The sequence below is a fragment of the Pseudomonas sp. Tul2A7 genome (genome assembly GCF_054790505.1).
The window spans coordinates 5,022,457-5,044,353 of record NZ_CP186499.1 but is presented as its reverse complement, the minus strand read 5'-3'; the positions used below and the strand labels follow the sequence as shown (position 1 = coordinate 5,044,353).

Below are 21,897 nucleotides of genomic sequence, written 5' to 3'. Positions count from 1 at the left end.
GTAGGCAAGTGATACTGAATATGACAGTTTTGGTTTGAAGGGAAATGGCTGCGCGATTGGGCCGTGGGGTGCGTGATCTGTCCATCCGCCAGAAGGTAATGTCTCAGGGGTTAACGAAAATGGACTTTCAGATTAGAACGGCAACCCGCGACGATGCGGCGGTGATCAGTGAACTCATCGTGAGGACTTTGCATGAGTCCAATGGACGCGATTATTCAGCGCAAATCATCGAGCAAGTGCAGCGCAACTTTTCACCGCAGGCGATTCTGGCATTGATGGTCAGACGTCAGGTTTATGTGGCGACCTTCAATCAGCGCGTCGTGGCAACCGCCAGTCTTGATCAGGACGTGGTGCGCAGCGTGTTTGTCGAGCCTGCGTGGCAGGGCAAAGGGCTGGGTAAGCGGTTGATGGAAAAGCTTCAGTCTGTTGCCGTCAGCCAAGGTTTGAAAAAGCTGCACGTGCCCGCTTCGATCACGGCTGAAGGTTTTTATCAGTCGCTTGGGTTCAACAAAATTCGCGACGAATATCACGGTGCCGAACGCACGATTATCATGCAGAAGAGGTTGTGACCTGAGCGGCAGAGCCACTGTAGGAGTGAGCCTGCTCGCGATAGCGGTGTGTCAGCCAACCGATGTGCAGGATGGCACTGCGCTTTCGCGAGCAGGCTCGCTCCCACAGTGACCGGTGTCAGTTGGTTTGGCTGACTACCTTGATGTCCGTTATTCCTACCCGCTCGGCATGTTCGAGGATCTGCTCGGGCGTTGAATCTGCGGTGGGCATGAGCAGGCCGTTTTCCGCGTCGCCCAGATGTAACTCCAGCAGATGCATCGCGGCTTCGTGCTTGGCCAACTGCTGTTCCTTGAGCTCAAGCAGAAAAGTACGAGGCTCGCCGTTGAATCGATATTCGATGTGATAGGTGTACATGATGTCATCCGCGTCAGTAGGAAAAGGCAACTGTTTATCCTGACGCAGTGGTCAATTTTTAGTTCAAATTGAATCACTCCTCAGGCCAATCTGGAATTCATGGCAAACTTTTCGCGCGCCGGGGCGTCCTTTTCTTAAACCCCTTACCGGCTGATCTCAGCCAAGGACTGGCGATGACCTTCTTTATCTTTCTTCTGGCCTGCGCGGCTGCGGCAACCACTGGCGTGATGTTCAAACCGGGGCCGTGGTACGAAGCGCTGAACAAACCCCGCCTCACCCCGCCGAACTGGGCGTTCCCGCTGGCCTGGACGATTATCTATCTGCTGCTGGCCTGGGCCGGTTATCGCTTGAGCCTGATCCCCGGCAGCCAGACCGTGCTGGCCTTGTGGGCGGCGCAGATTGCGCTGAACACGTTGTGGACGCCGGTGTTCTTCGGCGCGCATCAGGTATTGGCGGCGATGGTGATTCTCACCGTGTTGTGGCTGGTGGTCGCGGCGATGGTGGTGCTGGCGATACAACTGGACCTGATCACTGGCTTGATCCTGTTTCCGTATCTGGCGTGGCTGTGTGTTGCCGCTGCGTTGAATTTTTCCATCCTGATCAAGAACCGCTGATGACCAGTGCCAATTGGGGTAGTGAAACACCGTGGCCGCAAGGTGAGCGCGAGTTGGCGCAGGTGAGGGCCTTCAACAGGAAGCTCGCCTGGCTGCCACGTTTCAAGATCCGCAATCGGATGACACCGCGCTTGATTCAGGCGCTGTTGCGCGCGAGTCAGATTGGCGGCTCAGGGGTGTTGCGCAAGTTTGGCCTGACGGCTGAGCGCAAGCTGATTGATAGCGTACCCGTGCGGATCATCCGCCCCAAGGGCCCGGCGAAAGGCGTGGTGCTGGACTTTCACGGTGGCGGCTGGGTGATCGGCAATGCGCAGATGGATGACAATTTCAACGTGGCCATCGTCGATACCTGCGAAGTGACGGTGGTTTCCGTTGATTATCGACTAGCGGTTTCGACACCGATTGAAGGTCTGCTGCAAGACTGCCTCAACGCTACTCGCGGAGTATTGAGTGATGCCGAATTTGCCGGTCTGCCTGTTGTAGTGGTCGGTGAATCGGCGGGTGGCCATCTGGCGGCGGCGACCTTGCTGGCGCTGAAAAAATGGCCCGATTTACTGCAACGCATCAGCGGCGCATTGCTGTATTACGGCGTCTACGACCTCACCGGAACATCCAGCGTACGTAACGCGCCCGCCGACACGCTGGTGCTGGACGGCCCCGGCATGGTCGAGGCGTTGCGCCTGCTCACACCCGAGTTGACTGACGAGCAGCGCCGTCAGCCACCACTGTCTCCGTTGTACGGCGACTTTAGCGGCTTCCCGCCGGCGCTGCTGTTTGCCGGCGAACTTGATCCGCTGCGCGATGACACCCTCGACATCGCCAAGCGTTGGGCGCCATCGGCGCCGGTCGAGATGTACATGCTGCCCTCCTCGCCCCATGGCTTTATCCACTTCCCCACGGCCATCGCTCAGGGCGTGCTGGCCTACAGCCGGAAATGGATTTCGGCGCGTGTCGAGGCCGTTAAGGTGCCTGACGAACTGGCGTAACCGTTGAGGCTCAGGCGAGGTAAAAGAAGTACAGCGCCAAACCCAGCAACTGCATGAGCAACAGGATGGAGAGCAAATGATTGCAGCCCTTCCACGCCTTGCTCACCGGTTGGTTTTTTGCCACTCGGTAGCGAAGATAACTGTCGAGTGAAAGTGACGCCGTAGGGATCAGCACGAACAGGAACATCAAAAAGAAATTAAACATTTCCTTTGCCCGTCGACTCCCAACATGAAACCGGATTTGTTCGCTGCATCGTGCACTGCTCAAGTCGTCTGAGCAGACAGCTTAGCTGATCGGCATGTACCCGGGATCCTTGGGGTTGTGCACCGCAGTGATCCCGGGCGATAACACTTGTTGGGGACAAGTCAGTGACACGCAGACCCGCAACACCGCCATTAAGTGGCAAAATCCCCTGACCCTGATGATTTCGGAGACCACAATGCTTCGCGTGTTTGAACAACGGCTCGACCCATTTCCTCCCGACGAAGCACCACCTCCGCCCGTTGGCCTGATGCGGTTCCTGTGGGCCTGCACACGTGGCGCACGCGGTTATATCCTCGCGCTGGCGCTGCTCAGTGCCGGTGTGTCGATCTACGAAGCCTGGCTGTTTTCCTTTCTTGGCCAGGTCGTCGATCTGCTCTCGACGTGGCAGGCCGGCGGCGGGGTCAACGCGCAAGAAAGTCGCGTGCTGTGGGGCATCGGCATCGTGTTGTTCATCAGCATCGGCCTGGTGGCGCTGCGCACCATGGTTCAGCACCAGATCCTCGCGATCAATCTGCCGTTGCGGCTGCGCTGGGACTTCCATCGGCTGATGCTGCGACAAAGCCTTTCGTTTTTCTCCGATGAGTTTTCCGGGCGGGTCACGACCAAGGTCATGCAGACCGCGCTGGCGGTGCGCGAAGTCCTGTTCACCCTGATCGAAATCGCACCGGGCATCGGCGTTTACTTCATTGCGATCATCGCCCTCGCTGGCGGTTTTGCCTTGAAACTGATGCTGCCGTTCATTGCCTGGCTCGCGTTATTCGGGCTGGCCATGGTTTATTTTGTGCCGAGTCTGGGGAAGGTCGGCCAGGAACAGGCCGATGCGCGATCATCGATGACCGGGCGCATTGCCGACGCCTACACCAACATCACCACGGTGAAACTGTTCTCACACTCCAAGCGTGAAGCGCATTTTGCGCGTGCGGCGATGGAGGATTTCAAGCTCACCGGTTTCCGCCAGATGCGTCTGGTGAGTCAGTTCGAAATCGTCAATCAGGCGCTGGTGGTCGGGCTGATTATCGGTGCCGGCGGCTATGCCCTGTGGCTCTGGCATCTGGGCCAGGTTGGTACCGGTGCGGTGGCGGCGATTACTGCCATGGCATTGCGCATCAACGGCATGTCGCACTGGATCATGTGGCAGATGACGTCGCTGTTCGAAAACATCGGCACTGTACAGGATGGCATGGCCACCCTCACCCGCGGCCCCAAGGTGCAGGATGCGCCGAACGCCAGCGTGCTGGTGCCGGCCGGCGGCGCGGTGACGTTCGACAAGGTCAATTTCAACTACAACGGCGAACGTCAGGTGCTCGACAATTTGAGCCTGAGCATCCGCGCTGGCGAGAAAATCGGCTTGGTCGGCCGCTCCGGTGCGGGCAAATCGACGCTGATCAATCTGCTGCTGCGCTTCTACGATGTCGACAGCGGTGAGATCCGCATCGACGGGCAAAACATCGCGCACGTGACGCAAGACAGTCTGCGCAGCGCGATCGGCATGGTCACCCAGGACACGTCGCTGCTGCACCGCTCGATACGCGACAACATCGCCTACGGCCGCCCGGACGCCACTGACGAAGACATCCGCCGCGCCGCCGCCAACGCACAGGCCGACGGTTTCATCAGCCAACTCAGCGACAAACAAGGTCACAGCGGCTACGACACACTGGTCGGCGAACGCGGAATCAAGCTGTCGGGCGGTCAGCGTCAACGCATCGCCATTGCCCGAGTGATGCTGAAGAACGCGCCTATTCTGTTGCTCGACGAAGCTACCAGCGCGCTCGACTCGGAAGTCGAAGTGGCCATTCAGGAAAGTCTTGATGAAATGATGCAGGGTAAGACCGTTATCGCCATCGCCCACCGACTGTCGACGATTGCGGCGATGGATCGACTGATTGTCATGGACGAGGGGAGGATTATCGAGCAAGGGACGCACGCTGAGTTGCTGAGCAGGAACGGCATTTATGCGCGGCTCTGGCAGCATCAGAGTGGTGGGTTTCTGGGTGAGGATCAGGGTGTGGCGGCGGCGATGGATCAGGCTTGAGGGTTTCGGACTGAGGGGGGAACAGTCGCTTGTGAGCGGCTGACTTTCGGCCAGAAGCAGTCGCTCACAAGAGAATGCTGCGTGCCGATTGCTACCCCGCTCATCCACATCCAGATCTCGCGGTTCGAAATTCTGTTTCGAGGGAAGAAATGATGGTCAAGACGGTCATTTCTTCCCTGGGCCCACCCGGTTCTGCTGAGCCGCTTGGGGGAGTCACTAGTAGGGTTTAAGCAGTCGGGCTGCCGTATCACCACAGATTAAAAATCAATTTGCCTGCCACCGATTTGAGCTTCCGTATCATTCTGACCGGCAACCATAGCCGAAGCGCTAATTGCATTTTGATTCGCCCAATCACGAAGTTTTGTGAACTCGTCTTTACGCATTTTGCTCATGGGTACAAAACGCGAAATAGTCGTCTCAAAATCAGCCATCGTCAGGTCGCTTTCATCTCCAGAACCATTCGCCCGCCGTGCGAACGCTTCAATCAGCGAATCCCCAACCCAAGCTTCGATTTCAGCACCAGAAAGCACAATATCTTTCCCAAAATTCGCCTCCCCTCCTAGAGCAGACAATCGATCCAAATCAAATTTTTCCGGATCACGCTTCAATCTCTTCAGGTGTATTTCAAGAATCTTCTTTCTTTCTAGTGTCGACGGGAAGTCAACGAAAAATATTTCGTCGAATCGCCCCTTTCTCAACAATTCAGGAGGTAGGCTGTGGATGTTGTTGGCGGTAGCAAACACAAAAACAGGTGCCGTTTTTTCTTGCATCCAGGTCAACAGTGTTCCAAATACGCGGGTAGCCGTGCCACCATCCGATGCTCCTCCGGAAGAGCCGGAAAGTCCTTTTTCAATTTCATCGATCCATAGGATACAGGGCGAAATAGCTTCGGCAGTACGCAGGGCGGAACGAATATTGGACTCTGACGAGCCAACCACCCCTTGAAAAATTTTGCCCATGTCCAAACGCAATAAGGGCATGTTCCATGACGACGATACGCATTTCGCCGTTAGAGACTTACCGCAACCAGGAACTCCAGTTAAGAGCAAACCCTTTGGGGTTCCGACACCAAACTCCCTAGCCGCCTGCCCAAAACACTGGCTACGCAAATGAAGCCACTTCTTAAGAGTTGCCAATCCTCCAACATCCTCAAGGCTTACCTTTGAGTCGATGTATTCCAAGATCCCTGTCTTGCGTATAATTTGTCTTTTTTCGGAAAGCAGATCCTTTACAGTACTTTCATTTATGCTGAGACTTGATACCAATGAACGAGACAAGCTGTTGTCAACTTCCAATGCCGTGAGCCCCAAAGCGGCATCAATAAGTTTATCTTTGGTTTCGCTAGAAAGATCAATCTTGACGCTGTCATTGCCCTGCCAAGAAGCAACAAAGTTATTTATCTGAGCCTTGACTTCATCCCTTGACGGTAAAGGAAAGTCAATTAATGTAATTTCCTTTTGCAGATCATTGGCAATTTCAAAACTGGGTGCCACGACAATGCAATTGCTTCGATATCCACGCGCGCGGATATTGATGGCCAGATCTCGAAGTCGACGGCGGTAGACGGGATTTGAGTTTGAGGAAAGATAGTTATGAGCATCACAAAAAACAAAAATATTTTTGCTACCCTCCTCTTTTGCCTTTTCTTCGCAAAAATCCAAAGCCACTTTCAAATCAAAGGTTTTATCCCCAGCCACGACGCCATTTATCTGAACTCCAAGTGTCGAGTTCCAAACGAATAAACGATGGCTAAGCGCTTTGGCGATTGCAGAAATCTCGCTCAGCGCACGCTCTTCTTCAAACGTTTCAATAACCAAAACCGCATAACGCGCCTTGAGGTAATCTGTTATCTGCTTGGTACGGTTCATACCTATATCCCTACATTTGAACTGAGCTATACATCCATCGGAAGACCAGTTTTGGTAACGCCAGAACTTGAAACAATAAACTCGACAACTCTTCTATTACTAAAAAAATCAATATCGACTCTGTCGCTGGTTTTGATAATCTGCTTGTGCTGATAGGGGTGTTGAGCGTTATGCCGATACCGACCGGCCAGCGTCAAGTCTACGGCTTTGACAACTCGAATCTTGGCTTCATCCTGGAATATCTCTTTTGGCGTATAGCCTGTATAGAGTATCCAGTTTTTCTCGCCATTGACGGCATGTATCAATTGCTCCACGGCCGGCGCCTGGTCGAGCGGTTCTCCCCCTGAGAGGGTAACCCCGGCGATGTCCAGTGCATTTATCTTCTGTGCCAACTCATGAACAGGCATCAGCTTACTCGCTTCGCGTGGGTGAGTGGCCTGGTTGAAGCAACCCTTGCAATTCAGCGCACAACCCTGCACCCATAATGTCAAACGCAACCCGGGGCCGTTAACGCTGCTCAACTCCATATGGTGTACATTGATGTCCATTCAGAAATTCGCGCTGAGAATTTGAAGGGTTTGCTCTTCATGGACTACGGTATATTCCGGCTTCCATTCAGTTACAAGCTCCGCCGTAGGCCTGGACAGTAGCGATTCAAGCTCTTCAGTAAGTTTTGTGCAAATGTCGCCTTTCACGCCACGCACTTCCTCCGTTACTTGATCGCCGGTAACCGTGACATGAATGCTGTATTCGTAGTTAGATCCGAATTCAACTTCGAACCCATGAAAATGTTCTTTCACTCTTGCTGGAACACCTGATGCGCCTATGCGCGTGATGGTTTCATCGATGGCGACGCTGATGTACGCTTTCTGAAAGCTTAAAGCCAACTCAGCCATTATCGACTCATCGTTAACCGAAACATTCTCCCGTTCAATGAGGAGTTTGTAAGAGCCATCCTCAATTTGGCAAACAAACAGATTGAACCCATCAGCGGTTTGGCCGCAAATAGCTCTAAATTGCTGCGTGCCCATATAGCCTATTCTGCTCAACACTTTTTTACTGAAGTCGCTGGAAAACATGGAAACCAGACCCGTCGTTGGGCTCAGTCCCATCTTGCCGAAAGCTTTGGCAATGGCCTCTTCATTAACATAAGAAAACTCAAATTTTGTACAATGCGACATTTTTAAAGCTCCAGCCTGCGACCGGGAGCAACTTCCTCGGCGGACCGGATGGCATTTAATACATCAGGGGCCACTTCAATTTTGCGTACAGGCACCATGGCTGCCCGCGTAGACTCAGGCGCAACATCTTCTGAAATCGAGATTGGCGCTGCAGAACTGACAACTACCCGGCGTCTTGGTGCTGTCTTTAGTGTCCCATTATCACTCAGGAGGCTTGCATCAATCGTTTCCAACAGCCTTCTTACTACCAAGACGGGATTTGATGTGAGCTTTTCATATAGTCCAATGCGCAGCAAAGCATCGGCTCCATCATTAAACTGCAATTTAACGTAGTAATTTTGGCTTTCATCACCAATGATACCAATGCGCGAGATCTGATTCAGGTCCCGTGACAGCTTTTCCCAAACATTCCCATCAAACGACGCTACAATTAACTTTGTCGCCGTTGCGGCAAAAGCATTGCAACCTGCTTCAACTTCGCCCGCATCAAAATTCTGGTAGCTGAGCAGAATCTTCTCACCTGCTGGAAATCCCAGAGCAGTTGCCAAATACTCATTTGTCGAAAAGTCGATATCGGCGTGAAACTTTAGGCTCTTTGAATAATAATAAATACCAACAATACCTACCACCCCATAGCCTAGGGCTTTCAGCATATCTTTCGGTACAAGCACCGCAAAAACCGAGCAAATAAAAATAATGATTGCGTAACCGTAATATACGGCTGTCCTTGTATTGAGCTTCTTATTTCTATAACCCTGAAATGTTTTGCCGGGAATATATTTTCTTGAAGGTGCAAATAGCACGCTGCCCACACCAAAGAAAAACAGACAGATAAACCCCATTATAGCTTGGCTCTTTTGCCCATTTTTCAAACCTTCAAGGAATACCCACGCACCGCCAACGACGAAAACAGGTAAGGATGCCAGGAGTGCAAGTCCCAATATCTTACCCCTGGTGGCCATCATCATTTTCCATATAGGGATAGTTTTTATCATTCACAAACCTTCTAGAGTTGGTGCAGTAGCGGGTACTGAGGGGGTGAGTTTAGAACTGCTCATTGGTCTATGCCACTGACGTTTTTGGTGTATCACGCGCCAGGGACGGTCTGAAGTAGCCATACTGTTCTGGCGAACTTCGACCCTTACCGCTTTTGTAGTGGCCGGGGCCGGGGCCGTTGCAGTTACAGGCAGCAAGGAACGATCAAACAGTAAAACTTCAAGGTCAATACCTAACGTTTTGGCATTACCAATAAAGAGCATCACAGGTAGTTGGCTTCGCTACAGATCGCAGCGGCTGTGTACCCTACACTCGAGCGACAACTCCGGCAAGGCGTAGCCCCCGTTTGCGAATGCCAAATCGGATATTAAAAAACCTCCAGTCATTCAAACTGTGCGGTGAACACGCCTCACCCCATCGGCACCGCAAACACCGCACTGGCCCGCGCAACCGTTCGCTCACCAACTTTCAAACTAACTGCAGCAAACGCCAATTGACGTCCCTTTTTCGAGTACTCCAGACGTACCTCCAGCCACTCATTCATTTTTACCGCGCCTAGATAATCCAGGGTCATGCTCGCGGTGATCAATGGCTGTGGAGGGTCGCTGGAAAAGGCCATGGCGTAACCCATCCCGACATCGGCCAATGTCGCCAATACCCCGCCATGCAAGGTGCCGCGGCCGTTGGCATGGCGTGAGTCAGTCAATAAACCCAACTCCAATTGCAGCCCGCTGCCCCTCGCGTAGATCGGGCCCAGCAAATCCAGCAACGGGCTGCTGCGGGTAAACGGGGTGAATCCTTCGGGAATTGCGCTGGCGTCCATGGTTCCTCCGTGTGCCGGTGACTCACCGATTTCATTGACCTGAACAGGAGGATTTATGGGCAATCACCTGATGGAGCAAGAACTATACGGATGCGGAATCTCCAGCGATCAACCGCAGAACAGCCCAAGCGATCAACCCGTCGACGCCAAATCCGTGCGCTCCACCATCCGAACGCTGGCAAACGTCGATTCGTTGCGTGCCTGATCCAGCGTTGTCAGCGGCTTGATCATTGACGGCTGCGTTACCGGTTTACGGCTCATATCAGAACCGGATCGCTCATCACTCGGCGGCACGCCAAAGTGCTCGCGATAGCATTTGGAGAAATGCGGGGTGGAGACGAAACCGCAAACATACGCCAGCTCAACGATCGACAAGGAGGTTTGCTTGAGCAGTTGCCGCGCTCGAATAAGTCGCAACTTCAAGTAGTAGCGCGACGGCGTGCATTGCAGGTATTTCTGAAATAGCCGCTCCAGTTGCCGACGAGACAAATCGACGTATTCGGCCAGGTTATCCAGGTCGATCGGCTCTTCGAGATTGGCCTCCATCAAAGCAACAACTTCTTGCAGCTTGGGCTGATGCGTGCCGACCACATGTTTGAGCGGCACTCGCTGATGGTCCTGCTCGGTGCGGATGCGTTCGTAGACGAACATCTCGGAGATGGCGGTGGCCAGTTCACGACCATGATCGCGCGCAATCAGGTGCAGCATCATGTCCAGCGGCGCGGTGCCGCCGGAGCTGGTGAAGCGGTTGCGGTCGAGGGTAAACAGACTGGTACTGACGCTCACGCGCGGGAAAGCTTCCTGCATGGCCGCCAGAAATTCCCAATGCACACTGCACTCGTAGCCGTCGAGCAACCCGGCTTTGGCCAGCGCCCAACTGCCGGTGCAGACCCCGCCCAAGCGTTTCGATTGACGCGCCAGGGCTTGCAGCCAGGTCGTGTGCTCGCGGGTAATTGCGCTCTGGATGCCGACACCACCGCAGACGATGACCGTGTCCGCCACAGCGGGATTGCTCCACGCTCCATCCGGGGTGATCGGCACACCGTCGCTGGCCCAGACCGCCGCGCCATCGGGGCTGAAGGTATGCCAGCGATACAGCGTTCGCCCCGTCAGTTGATTGGCCATGCGCAATGGCTCGACGGCGGACGCCAGCGACATAAGGGTGAATTTGTCCAGCAGCAGAAAACCAACGGTTTGAGTCGTACCGTCAGCTATGGAAGGGGTCGATGACATCATGTCCTCATAAGATCGGTCTGCGACGCAGGCGTCTGTCGTTCCCTCCGACATGCCTGAAGGGAGTATCAGGTTCGGCGCAACCGCCTACCCCACCGACGTAACCCTCGCCGCCGGCGCAGGATGCCGCGACGTCAACAGGCCAATAAAGGAAATCGCCAGCGCCAGGCCAATAGTCGTGGTGACTTCGGTGCGATGTTCGGGAGTGATCATCATCACTGCCAGCGCCGCGCAGATGAACACGATCACCAGCCACGTCAGCCACGGAAACAGCCACATGCGAAAGGTCAGTTCGACGTTGCGCTGTTGCAAAATCCGCCGCATGCGCAACTGCGACACGGCAATGGCGAGGTAGACCAGCAAGGCAATCGCCCCGGAGCTGGCCAGCAAGAACTGAAACAGCCCGGCAGGCATGAAATAGCTCCACACGGTGATTGACGCACCGATCACGGTGCTGGCGATGACCGCTGCGCGCGGAACACCTTCCGAGGACGTCGCCTTCAGCATCTTCGGCGCGTCGCCACGACGACCCAACGAAAACAACATGCGTGAGGCAATGTAGATCGAGGAGTTCATGCAACTGGCCACGGCAATCAGCACGACGACGTCGACCATGAACTTGGCGTGGGGGATATTCATGATTTCCAGGGCGCGCTGATAAGACCCGACCGAGGCCAGCAACGGATCATTCCAGGGCACCACGGAGATCACCACGAAGATCGACAGCAGGTAAAACACGCCGATGCGCCAGATCACCGAGCGCGTGGCCTTGGCAATGTTTCGCGACGGGTCGTTGGATTCAGCGGCGGCGATGGTCACCGCTTCGGTACCGATGAAACTGAACATGATGGTGATGAACGCGCCGACCACCGCTGACAGGCCGTTGGGCGCAAATCCGCCGTGGTCGGCCATCAAACCGCTCAAGCCGCTGACTTCCCTGTCGGGAATCCAACCCATCAACACCGCAAAACCAACACCGATAAAACCGATGATCGCCACGACCTTGGCCATGGCGAACCAGAATTCGAATTCACCATACTTGGACACGCTGAACAGGTTGGTCACCACCAGCGCAATGATCGAGCCCAGGGCGAACAACCAGGCATCGACCTGCGGAAACCATTGGTTCAACACATGCCCGGCGGCCAGCGCTTCGATAGGAATCACCAAAACCCAGAACCACCAGTACAGCCAACCGATGGTGAAACCTGCCCAGCGTCCGATGGCCTGGTCGGCATAGGTCGAGAACGAGCCGGTGTCCGGATTGGCCACCGCCATTTCGCCGAGCATGCGCATGACCAGCACGACGAGCAAACCCGAAAACAGATAAGCCAGCAGAACCGCCGGCCCCGCCGCCGCAATGGCATGTCCTGAACCTACGAACAATCCGGCGCCGATAATCCCGGCGATGGACAACATAGTGACGTGACGAGGCTTGAAGCCCTGCGCCAATTGGCTACTCGAATCCATGGAGTTCGGGCTGATCATTGGTTTTTTATTCTCTGCTTATCGACATTTAAGCGAGTTGACCGGGTAAACGAGTACGCTCGTTGCCTGCTGAACCTCCCGAAAGAAGCCCGTTCAACCGCCGCAGTTCTTATCAACCCCATGATCTGAATGGGGTTATTTTGATGTGAAGACAGGTCACCTTACCGGGATTGTCAGACAATCCAGTAGCCTGATTGCGTCACTTCTACGTCTGATATCGACATGAGACGACTCTACGCTCACGACAAAAACCAACGGGTCACCCTTTAACCAACGGTAATCAGTCCAGTTCGTCGAGCGGTCGTTTTATCCGGTAGCGTCGGCCTTGTGAGAGCTCTGCACATCGATGCGCCGGTCAGCAAAACTTTTTGTGCTTTCATCAGCCGTCCTGCTGTTTATGGTTGGCGCCAGTGCTGTCAGGCAAAATATTTGATTGCCCGCAAGGACAGCGCCTACCTTTCCTCCTTTACATGGAACGACGGTCGATCCTTGTTCTCTACCGCTGAACCTACAGCGGAGGGATTGACCATGATTGCCCCTGAAACCGGTATGAGAGCGGGTGAGCGATATCGCATTGAAAGCGTCGAGCGTGCGCCGCAATTTCCTGGATTTTTCCTCGACGGCAAGTATTACCTGGGTCCCGAGTTGCAGACGGCCGTGGGCTGGCTCGAAGGGCAGAATTTCTTGTATGACCAACTCGATCCCAATGGCGAACCGGTTTATCCAGACAGACTCGTCGGCGCAATCACTGCGCGAACACTGGAGTTGTCAGACGGCCTGCGTCTGAGCATCGAGGAAGTGCCCTTTCAGGCAGAAGCCGTTACGCCATTCCAGACGCTTGACGAAGTGACACTTGAAACCCGACCACGGGCGATATCGCAGCGGCATACAGCAGCAGGCTTGCGCCAACCGATACAACCTTCGGCGCTCCTGGTTGCAGGCGCCGCACTGCTGGTCGGGCTGTGCCTGTTGGCGATCAATCGTTCTGGCCGTCGAGTCAAATAGGCCCTGCACGATCTGGGCGGTGGCCGCTTTTCGCCACGGCCCACGATCAAAGGCTGATCACAGCGTTTGCCTCACGCATGAAAATTTCCACGGTTTTCGGACCGATGCCGTCGAACTCCGCCAGCCGTTTCTCAAACGCCTGGCGATCAGCGCTGGCCTCGACCATATGGCTGACCTTGCCCGCATACTCGTCGTTTAACTTGCGGGCCAAGGCGTGAAGACGTACGGCGGTGGTCTCATCGTAACGCACGTAATGCGCCTCCCCGAGCATCGCGACCAGCTCACGATGGCTGCACGCAGCGAGTTTGCGCGGTGTATCGCGCCCGTGTTTATCGACAATCACCCGATAGGCTTCGGCGGCGATTTCGGCCTGTATCCGCTTGCCCATCAGGAAACTGGCAAGCAGCCATTTGAATAGTGCAGCGTCATCGTTGTGCTTGAGCTGAATGTTCAAATCCTCGGCGCTGATCGTCTTGTTCACCGGTTATCTCCGGGGCTGAAATCGTGGGGTATTTTCGTCCGCGTGTGTGCTTGGCAGACGCTTGATCTTTAGGCCGCCGCCGGTTCCAACCGTTCAAAGCAAAGCGTTTTTCAGCAGCCTGAAACAAACCCAGAAAATCCTTTGAATTTTTTTCGTCGGCAAAACTCATTTGCGTATGAGCGTAAGGAGGAACGCATGAGCAACGTCGACATCTTCGTCATCGAATACAAACTGCACGGCCAGCCAAAATCATTCGTCATCCGCGCCAAGACCATGCGCAACGCTGACGCATGGCATTGGGCGAGTTGCGATGCCGGCATTGCGCCGATTCCCAAACCCGGCAAGCCACCGTTGAAAGTCATCTCCAAACCCCAGGCCGAGCGGTTCGGCATCACCGAGGTGAAATGGCGCGAGACGGCAACGGTGGACTGGATGGAGGCTTAGTCGTGCTCAAACAAATAGGCAACACGCTGATCCGCCGAGACCACCGCGCGAGTTGCCATTGCGGCGCCGTCATTCTAGAAATCCACCTGCCCGAAGGCCTGCCCACGCCCCACCGCTGCGACTGCTCGTTCTGCAAACGCCGAGGTGCGATTGTCGCCGCAGTGCCGGCGGCTGACCTGAAAGTGATCCGCGGTAAGTCTGCGTTGTTGAAGTACAGCTTTGGCCAGCAAGTGGCAGAGCACTTCTTCTGCGGGAATTGCGGCATTTACACCCATCACCGACGTAGTACCAATCCGCATGAGTTTGGTTTCAATGTGGGGTGTCTTGAAGGGGTCAATCCTTATGATCTGGGTGAGGTGCCGGTGGCGGATGGTGGGGTTTGGCAGTCGCCGTGAGATTACTGTGGTTAATGTGACTGAGTTAAGCTCCTTTGATCGAGGGGTGAGTTTCATCTCCTCCGAACAGAGCGAATCACCTGGCCCGTTAGTCTGACTTCAGGAAGTTTATGACCTCAAAATTGGCAATCTCGAATCTTTTAGGGCCATGGCACGGGGATGCCCATACCGGGCTGATGCAACGCTGCCAGGAGTCATGGGATACACCGCTAGTGCATTTGAGCGATCTTATGGTCGCTACTTTCTTGAACCAGGATATCGCTCCCGAACAGCTGTTGATCGAGGCAAAGGAGCGCATCGAAGTGCGCGAAAGAGATGGCTCCGAGTACTTCGACGGCCAGCTTCTCGAAGCGATAGAAAATGTGAGGTCTCGGGGGCTGGATTTTTCTGGAGTTTGATATGGGGTTCTCCTCCACGCTTTGGGCTTGGTACGGCCAGAATGAGTACAAGCAGGTTCTTGCCGCGTGCGAAGTAATCGAAGCGCTTGGGTTTCTGGCCCAACCCTCGGACATACAGCAGGCAACTATCCCGGATTGCCCCGCCTGTGAAGTCTGGTCCGAGATGATTCTTCCGATAGAGAAGGCACTTTCAATCTGCGGCAGCGGGCTACCGAAGAACGTGAAGAGCCGGCTGGAAGACATTTGGCAGCGATGCAATAGCCTCACCGAGGCCGCATTTCATTGCCATGATCGCCTGATCTTTGAGCATGAAGAATGGATGCCCATCAGGACACGCGCCACCGAGTTGATGGCTTTAATGGAGTCGACGGAAATCCATCCATTGCTGGGTGACTTGCTATTAGACTGTAAAAAGTTCCTCTCGGAATAATTCGCTGAGTCGTTCACGCTTGCCAAAACGGTTTTACGTTTCAACAGTTGAGTGAATGCGCAGCACCGCCGACCTGAAAGCAAGTCGGCGGTGCTGCGCAGAACGGTTACTGCACTCGCAGTTCCAGCAACTCACCATCCTCTTTGTTCAGACGCTGCAGATATGAACCGGCGTCGAGCAACTGATAAGGAAAGTAAAGACCTGCCGGAGTCGGCGGTTGACCATCCAGCCCAAGCAATCGCTCCAGCAGCATGGCGACGCTCAGCCCCGTAAGTGCAGCGGCGCCTGCCGGGTGAACGAGGGCATGCCGGGTGTGCAACGTTCGCCCTTGATGATCCTCGCCGACCATTTCGATGAGAATTTCGGTAGACATCGGCCGACCCGCGCGCCGCGAAGAACTGACGCCACTGGCGAGATTGAACTGAACATTCGGCGCATCGGTGGCGGCCGCCAGACCAGTGACGTCGATGGATGAAAAACCAGTGGCTTGCATTGGCGTACCGTCCAGCGCACGGAAGCTGACGTTCTTGTCCGCCCCTTCGCGCCAAATGTAATCGCCCTCGCGCCGAGTCAGGGCGACAGGCAGCATCTTGTTCAGGTGTTCGAAATCCTTGGCCACGGTCGGCCCGCCACCGTCCTCCTCGTCGACCAGCGCATCGATACGAATATCGCGCACCCGGGCAAAGGCCTCGGCAAGGTGCAGCGTCGCCACGGTCGTCGCGCCCACCATCCATTCGTAACCCAGCACGATGGGGGCCGCGTCAGGGCGATGGATGAAACTGGCAATTTGCGGAGCAATCTCGAAAATGCCGGAAGAAATGCTCAGATGCGGCACCTTGCGCTGCTGCGCGAAACGCAGCCCGGCAAGGGAATGGTCCATATAGAAAACCGCCACGGCGCTGACCGGGCGATCGCCCAACCCTAAGTCGTCGGCAGCAGGATCAATGACCACGCCCTGCGCCCCGCCCATTTCCTCGGCAGCTTGTTGCGCCCTGGCCAGGTCGCGGCCGCCGATCAACAACGGGACGTCGGGATAGGCAGCGCGCAACGCTTCGGCAGAACGGTGGCCAATCGCGCCGGAACCGCCCAGGAATAGAATTGGATGAACTGACATAGGTATCCTTCCTCGTCTTTTTGGTGTTGCAACTTAGTGTTGGTGCGTGCCCGGGCGTGAGGGTTCCCCGCCATTGCCTGAGCTGGAGGGTGGACCGACGAATGTCAGTTTGAACAGCGTGTTGATGAGGCGTGTTTAGGAGTTTTTCGTGGTTGTTTAAAAGACACGTCGCGTTACCTGCTTAAGGCTACAACGTCTTGCGCCGTTGCCTACGACTACGCCAGAATCCGCCGGCTTGTGCGTCTGGGATGCAGGTTTTATCGTTTCCGGGTCACTGAAAAACAGTGATGGGGTTTGGTAGCCCGCTTCCATATGACGCATAACGTCACCGTGCGCAGATGCTTTTTCAGCATTTGTCTTATGGTGGCCATGCGCAGGGCGTCCTCGGGCGCGCCGGATTTTCCATATGGGCCGGTCTACCAACCTTCGTATGGCCACCACCTTTCGTTTGGTAGCGAAGGTGATGGCTCCTTAAGTCCCATATGGAGCTTCATCTATGTTCAAACCAACGCCGAACCCACCAGAAACCGATCCAGTCTCACCCTACAAATTCCCAGACTCCCGAACACTCAACGAAGCCGCCGAACGCGCCCTCGATTACTACCTCACGCCAACCCAACGCATCATGGGCAGCGACCAGAAACACGCGCCAATGTTTCTGGCCAACGCCGACTACGACAGCGAGTCCCTGCTCGTCAACGCCAGCGAGTCCCTCAGCTCAGCCACCGAAATGCTCTGCAACTTCGCCGCTCTCTTGGACCCAGGCCACCGCAAAACCGCACTGGGGATTGCGCAAGTGGTGATGCTGGGGGAATTGGCGGTGAATCGAGCGCTGGATAATGTTGTGCCGGTGGATTGAGGGGTAATCCCTTTGTGGCGGTGGTGTGGCTGCTGTCACAAAGGGATCAAGATTGCATTGGGCGTCTGCTTTCGGCCAGAAGCTGCCCTTCGTAAAGTGCAGAGATCGGCGCGCAGTTGCCATTCGTGAGATGGGGGCCTGCCTCCGCGGCCAAAACAAATAGCGTAGGGAGTCGGGGTGGGGCAAGGAAGCATTCACCCATTCAGTCCCAATGCATCACGAAGCGATTCGTAGTCGGGCCACTCCCTGCCGATCAGCCAGCAGACACACGCTTGGCCGATACCTCGACTGATAGCACCGATGCCCTGAAGGTGAGTGGCACACAAAGTGCTGGCCTCAGATTTCCCGGCTGGGGTCTCATTGTGACCGTGCGTTTCAAGTGATAACAGCCGGTAGAAAACCGTGTAGAGATCCTGCACCTCTGCTTCCTTGGCCTGATCCTGAACCGACTTGCTTCGCCGACCCTGTTTGGCCTGCTCGCGCTCCAGGTACTGGGCTGTTACCTCCTCGCCAGTTTCACGATCAAAGATTTTCGCGGTGCCTTCCTTGAGGTTCATTCTCAACGCTTTCGCCAATTCGGCAGGACCTGCGGCCATTTGAGATTCCGCATTCTCGACGGACCTGATGCCCCACAGGACCGTGATAAGCTGTTCGAGCACGCTCCGGCTGAGAATTCCCAAACACGCAGCATTTTCAATTGAACCCAAAGAGACTGCGCCCTTCACAAACTCCGATGCACGTCTTAATTGCTGACGAGTGAACTCATCACGTACATCGGGACATTCTCCAGCTTCAATCTCTGATGCTTGGATTAGCACCTCTGCCTGCACCTTCAACGACTCGACAAGTTCACGGATATTAGATGATGAGCTGCTCATGCGATCCAGCACCTTCTGATCAATGTGAGTGCAGGACAATATTCAATGAAGATGGCTTTTTCCACCTTCCAGCCTGATCAACGTTGACATCTACCCATTACGTCACAGACGCCACTCTCCCCGTCGATATAATTCACCCAGCCTCCACCCCACCGCTGGCATCTTTCGGCTACGCTGGTTCGGTTGCTCATTCGCGCCGTGTCAGCTTTGGCGATGGCCTTTGGGCTCAGCGAGCGGTGATGCTGATCCTGACTCACTTGTCGGTGCTGGCATCGCGACATACCAGCTTCCGAGCCCTGAGCATCAAGCGATAGGGGCAGGGACTAACGCAATGGAAGGTAGGTCATGGCAATTCAGAGCGGCAGTGAGCGCGGAGCAGAGTGGCGGATGTGGGATCTGCATATTCACACTCCAGCGTCATTCGAGTGGAGAGGGGCAAAGTTCGACCGTAAACATCCAGACTCGGCAGCGAACAAAGCGCTGGTCGACGAGATGATCAAAGCGCTTAACAGCGCTAAGCCCGACGTGTTTGCATTGATGGATTACTTCACGTTTGATGGATGGTTTGCGCTAAAGCGCAGACTGGCTGAGGCGGACGCGCCGAAGCTCACCAAGACAGTATTCCCCGGCATTGAGTTGAGACTCGCTGCACCGATGAGGGGACGCCTAAATGCCCATGTGCTTTTTTCCAACGAGCTGGATGACCAGACGCTGAAGGACTTCCAGGCTCGACTACGTATCCCTTTGGGAGACAGACCTCTTTCTGACGCCGCCCTCATTGCCTTTGCGCGAGAAGCTCCTGAAGGTCTTCTGAAGCCGCATGGTATTAAGCCTGAACAGATTGCCGAAGATGATGATCTGGCTTACATAGCCGGTGCGAAAATCATCGAGCTGTCGTGCGAAAGCTACAAGGACGCAATTGCCAAAGTACCTGATGATCAAGCAATTGGCTTCATGCCATACGACACCAACGACGGGTTGAACGACGTGAAGTGGACTGAGCACTATTCATACTTCCTAGGGCTAGTCAGGTGTTCCCCGATTTTCGAAAGCCGAAATGCCGAGTTGCGTTCGGCATTTGTTGGTGAGAAAACGCCAGGCAATGCCGGGTTTTACGCGGGCATCAGAAAAGGTTTGAACGATGTCTCGCGGTTGGTTGTGGCTGGTAGCGATGCGCACTGTTTCGTGGGGACACCAGGCAATCCAGACAAACGTGGATACGGTGATTTTCCATCAGACAAGAAAACCTGGATCAAGGCCGATCCGACATTTCGGGGGTTACAGCAAGCAATCCGGGAACCTGCTAAGCGTTCCTTCATTGGGCTCTTGCCACTCAAGCTTGAGCATATCGCAGGGAATAAAACGGATTTCATCGACAAGATCGTGATTAGCAAAGTGCAGGGCTCAGTGCTGTCCTCACAATGGCTGGACGATGTGCAGCTTCCACTGAGCTCTGATCTGGTTGCGATCATCGGAAACAAAGGTAGCGGCAAGAGCGCTCTTGCCGATGTCTTGGCCCTGCTTGGTAATTCCCGGCAGACAAGCCACTTCTCTTTCCTCCGCAAAGAGCGCTTTCGAGGTAAGGCTGGAGAGCCCGCTCGGCAATTTGAAGGCTCTCTTGTCTGGCTGGACGGGACCGTCAGTACATTTAATCTCAACAACGACCCTCCAGCCCAGAATGTTGAGATGGTGAGATACATCCCGCAGGGGCATTTTGAAGACCTTTGCAATGCACATGTCACTGGTCAGTCAGACGCGTTTGAAAATGAGCTTAGGTCTGTCATTTTTTCTCATACCGACGAGGCGATTCGATTAGGCGCACTGGATTTTAACCAGCTTATCGACAAGCAAGAGAGCACGTTCAGGCTCCGGCTCAACGAGTTTCGTAAGGATCTTAAGCGGGTCAATCTTGAAATCACGGGCTATGAGGGCCAGCTCCATCCGTTGATCAAGAAGAGTCTGCAGGAGCAATTAGCTCTCAAGCAACGACAGCTCACGGAGCATGAGGCTGTAAGACCAGTAGAAATGGAAAAGCCATCTGCTGATCTGTCGCCTGAGCAACAAGCCACTGCTGCGACTTTGGAAAAGATCGCTGCCGAAATCAAACGCCTGGAGAACGAGCGAACCTCTGGCCACGAGACGGCCTCTCAACTCGCTGCCAAGAGCAAGGCATTAGCAGATGTGAAGGAGCAGGTTCGCCTTCTACAGCGCACATACGAGCAATTCGTCGCGGATACCAGCAAGGACCTTGCGCTGTTGGAGGTGCCAGTCACCGATCTGGTAAAGGTTGAACTTAACCTCAATCCGTTGGATCAGTTGGCAGAAGTGGTTCTGGCTGATCAAGTAGCCGTAGGTGTCAGCACGAAGGCTGCAGAGGAAGCGCGTCAAAAGTTTTTGGAGCAACAGACTGCAGCTAAAGCACAGCTCGATCAACCTCAGCTCATTTATCAAAATTATCTGCTTGCGGTGGACGAGTGGCAGCGTAAGTATCAAGATTTGGTAGGCGCGGCTGATGCTCCAGAAACGGTGAAAGGCTTGGAAACACGGATTGCGCAGATCGACGCTTTACCCGAGTTGCTGGAGATACGAAGACGTTATCGACAGGCTCTGGCAGGTGATATCTATGACATCCTTGATGCACAGCGCTGCGCTAGGGAAGCATTGTTCAAGCCGGTCGAGGAACTCATTCAGAGCAACAGCCTGATTCGTGAGGAGTACAAACTCGGGTTCAAAGCGAAGCTCGGAGGATCAATCGAACCATTTGCTTCCACCTTATTCACATTGCTGAAGCAGAACGTTGGTGAGTTTCGAGGAGAGGATGAAAGCTTCAACACCGTTCGAAGGCTCGGCGAAGCCGTGGACTTTGACAATCGCGATGATGCGGTGGCATTCGCTCAAACTCTGCACGACAAAATCGCGGTCGCCGCAGCCACCATAGGTGACAAGGTCGAATACGGCATCGACTCCATGCTGCGAAAAGACAAAACAGCGAATGAGGTTTACGACCTCCTGTTCGACTTCTCGTATCTGGAGCCCCGGTATTCACTGATGTTCCAAGACGCGGAGATTGAGCAGCTCTCGCCAGGCCAGCGAGGAGCTTTGCTCCTGATCTTCTATCTGCTGGTAGACAAAGGACGCACCCCTATCATCCTCGACCAACCGGAAGAAAATCTCGACAACGAAACCGTGGTGAGCCTTTTGGTGCCGGTGCTCACGGAGGCCAAGAAGCGCCGACAGATCATCATGGTCACTCATAACCCGAACCTTGCCGTGGTCTGTGATGCAGAGCAGATCATTTGGTCCCATTTCGACCGGGCGAATGGCCAGAAAATCTCATATACAGCTGGTGCCATTGAAAGCCCCGTCATCAACGGCCACGCGGTCAAGGTTTTGGAAGGGACGAAACCTGCATTTGATAACCGTAGGTTCAAATACCACTAATGGATGCATGACGATCCATGCGCGATTGGGACTCAATGT

The 21,897-nt window shown here is 54.6% G+C and carries 23 protein-coding genes; 11 read left to right on the top strand and 12 right to left on the bottom strand.

The window, feature by feature from the left end; translation table 11 throughout:
• The first annotated feature begins 119 nt into the window (after positions 1 to 119).
• The gene (locus ACOYXJ_RS22545; RefSeq protein ID WP_460373002.1) at positions 120 to 569 is read left to right on the top strand and encodes a GNAT family N-acetyltransferase; all 450 of its coding nucleotides are present in this window, start codon (positions 120 to 122) and stop codon (positions 567 to 569) included.
• A gap of 118 nt (positions 570 to 687) precedes the next feature.
• Here ACOYXJ_RS22545 and ACOYXJ_RS22540 read toward each other — a convergent pair whose 3' ends face one another.
• The gene (locus ACOYXJ_RS22540; RefSeq protein WP_150707931.1) at positions 688 to 954 is read right to left on the bottom strand and encodes a hypothetical protein; all 267 of its coding nucleotides are present in this window, start codon (positions 952 to 954) and stop codon (positions 688 to 690) included.
• Positions 955 to 1,097: 143 nt separating this feature from the next.
• On the opposite strand from ACOYXJ_RS22540, the gene tspO reads away from it, so the two are divergent.
• Together tspO and ACOYXJ_RS22530 are read left to right on the top strand one after the other, a co-directional pair.
• Positions 1,098 to 1,538, top strand: a complete 441-nt coding sequence (gene tspO, locus ACOYXJ_RS22535; protein ID WP_460371520.1) for a tryptophan-rich sensory protein TspO — start codon at positions 1,098 to 1,100, stop codon at positions 1,536 to 1,538.
• On the top strand, positions 1,538 to 2,524 hold the full coding sequence (locus tag ACOYXJ_RS22530) for an alpha/beta hydrolase (protein WP_460371518.1): 987 nt from the start codon (positions 1,538 to 1,540) through the stop codon (positions 2,522 to 2,524). The genes tspO and ACOYXJ_RS22530 overlap by 1 nt, the downstream gene beginning before the upstream one ends.
• 10 nt (positions 2,525 to 2,534) lie before the next feature.
• Here the strand turns inward: ACOYXJ_RS22530 and ACOYXJ_RS22525 are convergent, their stop codons facing one another.
• Positions 2,535 to 2,729, bottom strand: coding sequence for a hypothetical protein (locus tag ACOYXJ_RS22525; RefSeq protein ID WP_150795347.1), 195 nt, complete (start codon positions 2,727 to 2,729; stop codon positions 2,535 to 2,537).
• A 235-nt stretch (positions 2,730 to 2,964) separates the two neighbouring features.
• Between ACOYXJ_RS22525 and ACOYXJ_RS22520 the strand changes: the two genes are divergently transcribed.
• Entirely contained in the window at positions 2,965 to 4,824 is a 1,860-nt protein-coding gene (locus ACOYXJ_RS22520; protein WP_460371516.1) for an ABC transporter ATP-binding protein, read from the top strand.
• 257 nt (positions 4,825 to 5,081) lie between these two features.
• On the opposite strand, the gene ACOYXJ_RS22515 is transcribed toward ACOYXJ_RS22520, so the two are convergent.
• The 7 genes from ACOYXJ_RS22515 to gabP all read right to left on the bottom strand — a co-directional run bounded on the left by ACOYXJ_RS22515 (position 5,082) and on the right by gabP (position 12,413).
• The gene (locus ACOYXJ_RS22515; RefSeq protein WP_150729040.1) at positions 5,082 to 6,692 is read right to left on the bottom strand and encodes an AAA family ATPase; all 1,611 of its coding nucleotides are present in this window, start codon (positions 6,690 to 6,692) and stop codon (positions 5,082 to 5,084) included.
• 26 nt (positions 6,693 to 6,718) lie between these two features.
• Positions 6,719 to 7,240, bottom strand: coding sequence for a 4Fe-4S single cluster domain-containing protein (locus ACOYXJ_RS22510; protein ID WP_150707925.1), 522 nt, complete (start codon positions 7,238 to 7,240; stop codon positions 6,719 to 6,721).
• The gene (locus tag ACOYXJ_RS22505) at positions 7,241 to 7,873 is read right to left on the bottom strand and encodes a DUF2997 domain-containing protein (RefSeq protein ID WP_460371513.1); all 633 of its coding nucleotides are present in this window, start codon (positions 7,871 to 7,873) and stop codon (positions 7,241 to 7,243) included.
• Between the two features lie 2 nt (positions 7,874 to 7,875).
• Entirely contained in the window at positions 7,876 to 8,868 is a 993-nt protein-coding gene (locus tag ACOYXJ_RS22500; protein ID WP_016984876.1) for a hypothetical protein, read from the bottom strand.
• A 410-nt stretch (positions 8,869 to 9,278) separates the two neighbouring features.
• Entirely contained in the window at positions 9,279 to 9,692 is a 414-nt protein-coding gene (locus ACOYXJ_RS22495) for a PaaI family thioesterase (RefSeq protein ID WP_460371511.1), read from the bottom strand.
• Positions 9,693 to 9,824: 132 nt separating this feature from the next.
• Positions 9,825 to 10,925, bottom strand: a complete 1,101-nt coding sequence (gene gbdR, locus ACOYXJ_RS22490; protein WP_460371509.1) for a choline metabolism transcriptional regulator GbdR — start codon at positions 10,923 to 10,925, stop codon at positions 9,825 to 9,827.
• 87 nt (positions 10,926 to 11,012) lie between these two features.
• The gene (gene gabP, locus ACOYXJ_RS22485) at positions 11,013 to 12,413 is read right to left on the bottom strand and encodes a GABA permease (RefSeq protein WP_460371507.1); all 1,401 of its coding nucleotides are present in this window, start codon (positions 12,411 to 12,413) and stop codon (positions 11,013 to 11,015) included.
• A gap of 528 nt (positions 12,414 to 12,941) precedes the next feature.
• Between gabP and ACOYXJ_RS22480 the strand changes: the two genes are divergently transcribed.
• Positions 12,942 to 13,418: a hypothetical protein gene (locus ACOYXJ_RS22480; RefSeq protein ID WP_016984869.1), complete on the top strand. Its 477-nt coding sequence runs from the start codon at positions 12,942 to 12,944 to the stop codon at positions 13,416 to 13,418.
• Between the two features lie 46 nt (positions 13,419 to 13,464).
• Here ACOYXJ_RS22480 and ACOYXJ_RS22475 read toward each other — a convergent pair whose 3' ends face one another.
• Positions 13,465 to 13,899 (bottom strand): HhH-GDP family DNA glycosylase, encoded by a 435-nt coding sequence (locus tag ACOYXJ_RS22475; RefSeq protein ID WP_460371505.1) that lies wholly within the window; start codon positions 13,897 to 13,899, stop codon positions 13,465 to 13,467.
• Positions 13,900 to 14,094: 195 nt separating this feature from the next.
• Here ACOYXJ_RS22475 and ACOYXJ_RS22470 point away from each other — a divergent pair, with 195 nt between their 5' ends.
• The 4 genes from ACOYXJ_RS22470 to ACOYXJ_RS22455 all read left to right on the top strand — a co-directional run bounded on the left by ACOYXJ_RS22470 (position 14,095) and on the right by ACOYXJ_RS22455 (position 15,566).
• A complete protein-coding gene (locus ACOYXJ_RS22470) occupies positions 14,095 to 14,343 on the top strand; it encodes a DUF6555 family protein (protein ID WP_016984867.1) in 249 nt (82 codons plus the stop codon).
• 2 nt (positions 14,344 to 14,345) lie between these two features.
• A complete protein-coding gene (locus ACOYXJ_RS22465) occupies positions 14,346 to 14,738 on the top strand; it encodes a GFA family protein (protein WP_460371503.1) in 393 nt (130 codons plus the stop codon).
• Between the two features lie 110 nt (positions 14,739 to 14,848).
• On the top strand, positions 14,849 to 15,136 hold the full coding sequence (locus ACOYXJ_RS22460; RefSeq protein WP_460371501.1) for a hypothetical protein: 288 nt from the start codon (positions 14,849 to 14,851) through the stop codon (positions 15,134 to 15,136).
• A gap of 1 nt (position 15,137) precedes the next feature.
• Positions 15,138 to 15,566 (top strand): hypothetical protein, encoded by a 429-nt coding sequence (locus tag ACOYXJ_RS22455; protein WP_460371499.1) that lies wholly within the window; start codon positions 15,138 to 15,140, stop codon positions 15,564 to 15,566.
• 106 nt (positions 15,567 to 15,672) lie between these two features.
• Here ACOYXJ_RS22455 and ACOYXJ_RS22450 read toward each other — a convergent pair whose 3' ends face one another.
• Entirely contained in the window at positions 15,673 to 16,680 is a 1,008-nt protein-coding gene (locus ACOYXJ_RS22450; protein WP_460371497.1) for an NAD(P)-dependent oxidoreductase, read from the bottom strand.
• A gap of 496 nt (positions 16,681 to 17,176) precedes the next feature.
• Between ACOYXJ_RS22450 and ACOYXJ_RS22445 the strand changes: the two genes are divergently transcribed.
• Positions 17,177 to 17,539, top strand: coding sequence for a DUF6124 family protein (locus tag ACOYXJ_RS22445; RefSeq protein ID WP_095118553.1), 363 nt, complete (start codon positions 17,177 to 17,179; stop codon positions 17,537 to 17,539).
• 194 nt (positions 17,540 to 17,733) lie between these two features.
• Here ACOYXJ_RS22445 and ACOYXJ_RS22440 read toward each other — a convergent pair whose 3' ends face one another.
• Positions 17,734 to 18,417, bottom strand: a complete 684-nt coding sequence (locus ACOYXJ_RS22440; protein ID WP_460371495.1) for a DUF5677 domain-containing protein — start codon at positions 18,415 to 18,417, stop codon at positions 17,734 to 17,736.
• A gap of 345 nt (positions 18,418 to 18,762) precedes the next feature.
• Between ACOYXJ_RS22440 and ACOYXJ_RS22435 the strand changes: the two genes are divergently transcribed.
• Positions 18,763 to 21,858, top strand: coding sequence for a TrlF family AAA-like ATPase (locus ACOYXJ_RS22435; RefSeq protein WP_460371493.1), 3,096 nt, complete (start codon positions 18,763 to 18,765; stop codon positions 21,856 to 21,858).
• The last annotated feature ends 39 nt before the right edge of the window (positions 21,859 to 21,897 follow it).

Bases quoted from the DNA above. Each gene is read 5' to 3' on its own strand.
- ACOYXJ_RS22510 (WP_150707925.1), bottom strand. From the start codon at position 7,240: ATGGACATCAATGTACACCATATGGAGTTGAGCAGCGTTAACGGCCCC.
- ACOYXJ_RS22515 (WP_150729040.1), bottom strand. From the start codon at position 6,692: ATGAACCGTACCAAGCAGATAACAGATTACCTCAAGGCGCGTTATGCG.
- ACOYXJ_RS22480 (WP_016984869.1), top strand. From the start codon at position 12,942: ATGATTGCCCCTGAAACCGGTATGAGAGCGGGTGAGCGATATCGCATT.
- ACOYXJ_RS22460 (WP_460371501.1), top strand. From the start codon at position 14,849: ATGACCTCAAAATTGGCAATCTCGAATCTTTTAGGGCCATGGCACGGG.
- ACOYXJ_RS22500 (WP_016984876.1), bottom strand. From the start codon at position 8,868: ATGATAAAAACTATCCCTATATGGAAAATGATGATGGCCACCAGGGGT.
- gbdR (WP_460371509.1), bottom strand. From the start codon at position 10,925: ATGTCATCGACCCCTTCCATAGCTGACGGTACGACTCAAACCGTTGGT.
- ACOYXJ_RS22435 (WP_460371493.1), top strand. From the start codon at position 18,763: ATGGCAATTCAGAGCGGCAGTGAGCGCGGAGCAGAGTGGCGGATGTGG.
- ACOYXJ_RS22520 (WP_460371516.1), top strand. From the start codon at position 2,965: ATGCTTCGCGTGTTTGAACAACGGCTCGACCCATTTCCTCCCGACGAA.
- ACOYXJ_RS22505 (WP_460371513.1), bottom strand. From the start codon at position 7,873: ATGTCGCATTGTACAAAATTTGAGTTTTCTTATGTTAATGAAGAGGCC.
- ACOYXJ_RS22545 (WP_460373002.1), top strand. From the start codon at position 120: ATGGACTTTCAGATTAGAACGGCAACCCGCGACGATGCGGCGGTGATC.
- tspO (WP_460371520.1), top strand. From the start codon at position 1,098: ATGACCTTCTTTATCTTTCTTCTGGCCTGCGCGGCTGCGGCAACCACT.
- ACOYXJ_RS22470 (WP_016984867.1), top strand. From the start codon at position 14,095: ATGAGCAACGTCGACATCTTCGTCATCGAATACAAACTGCACGGCCAG.
- ACOYXJ_RS22530 (WP_460371518.1), top strand. From the start codon at position 1,538: ATGACCAGTGCCAATTGGGGTAGTGAAACACCGTGGCCGCAAGGTGAG.
- ACOYXJ_RS22495 (WP_460371511.1), bottom strand. From the start codon at position 9,692: ATGGACGCCAGCGCAATTCCCGAAGGATTCACCCCGTTTACCCGCAGC.
- gabP (WP_460371507.1), bottom strand. From the start codon at position 12,413: ATGATCAGCCCGAACTCCATGGATTCGAGTAGCCAATTGGCGCAGGGC.
- ACOYXJ_RS22445 (WP_095118553.1), top strand. From the start codon at position 17,177: ATGTTCAAACCAACGCCGAACCCACCAGAAACCGATCCAGTCTCACCC.
- ACOYXJ_RS22525 (WP_150795347.1), bottom strand. From the start codon at position 2,729: ATGTTTAATTTCTTTTTGATGTTCCTGTTCGTGCTGATCCCTACGGCG.
- ACOYXJ_RS22450 (WP_460371497.1), bottom strand. From the start codon at position 16,680: ATGTCAGTTCATCCAATTCTATTCCTGGGCGGTTCCGGCGCGATTGGC.
- ACOYXJ_RS22455 (WP_460371499.1), top strand. From the start codon at position 15,138: ATGGGGTTCTCCTCCACGCTTTGGGCTTGGTACGGCCAGAATGAGTAC.
- ACOYXJ_RS22440 (WP_460371495.1), bottom strand. From the start codon at position 18,417: ATGAGCAGCTCATCATCTAATATCCGTGAACTTGTCGAGTCGTTGAAG.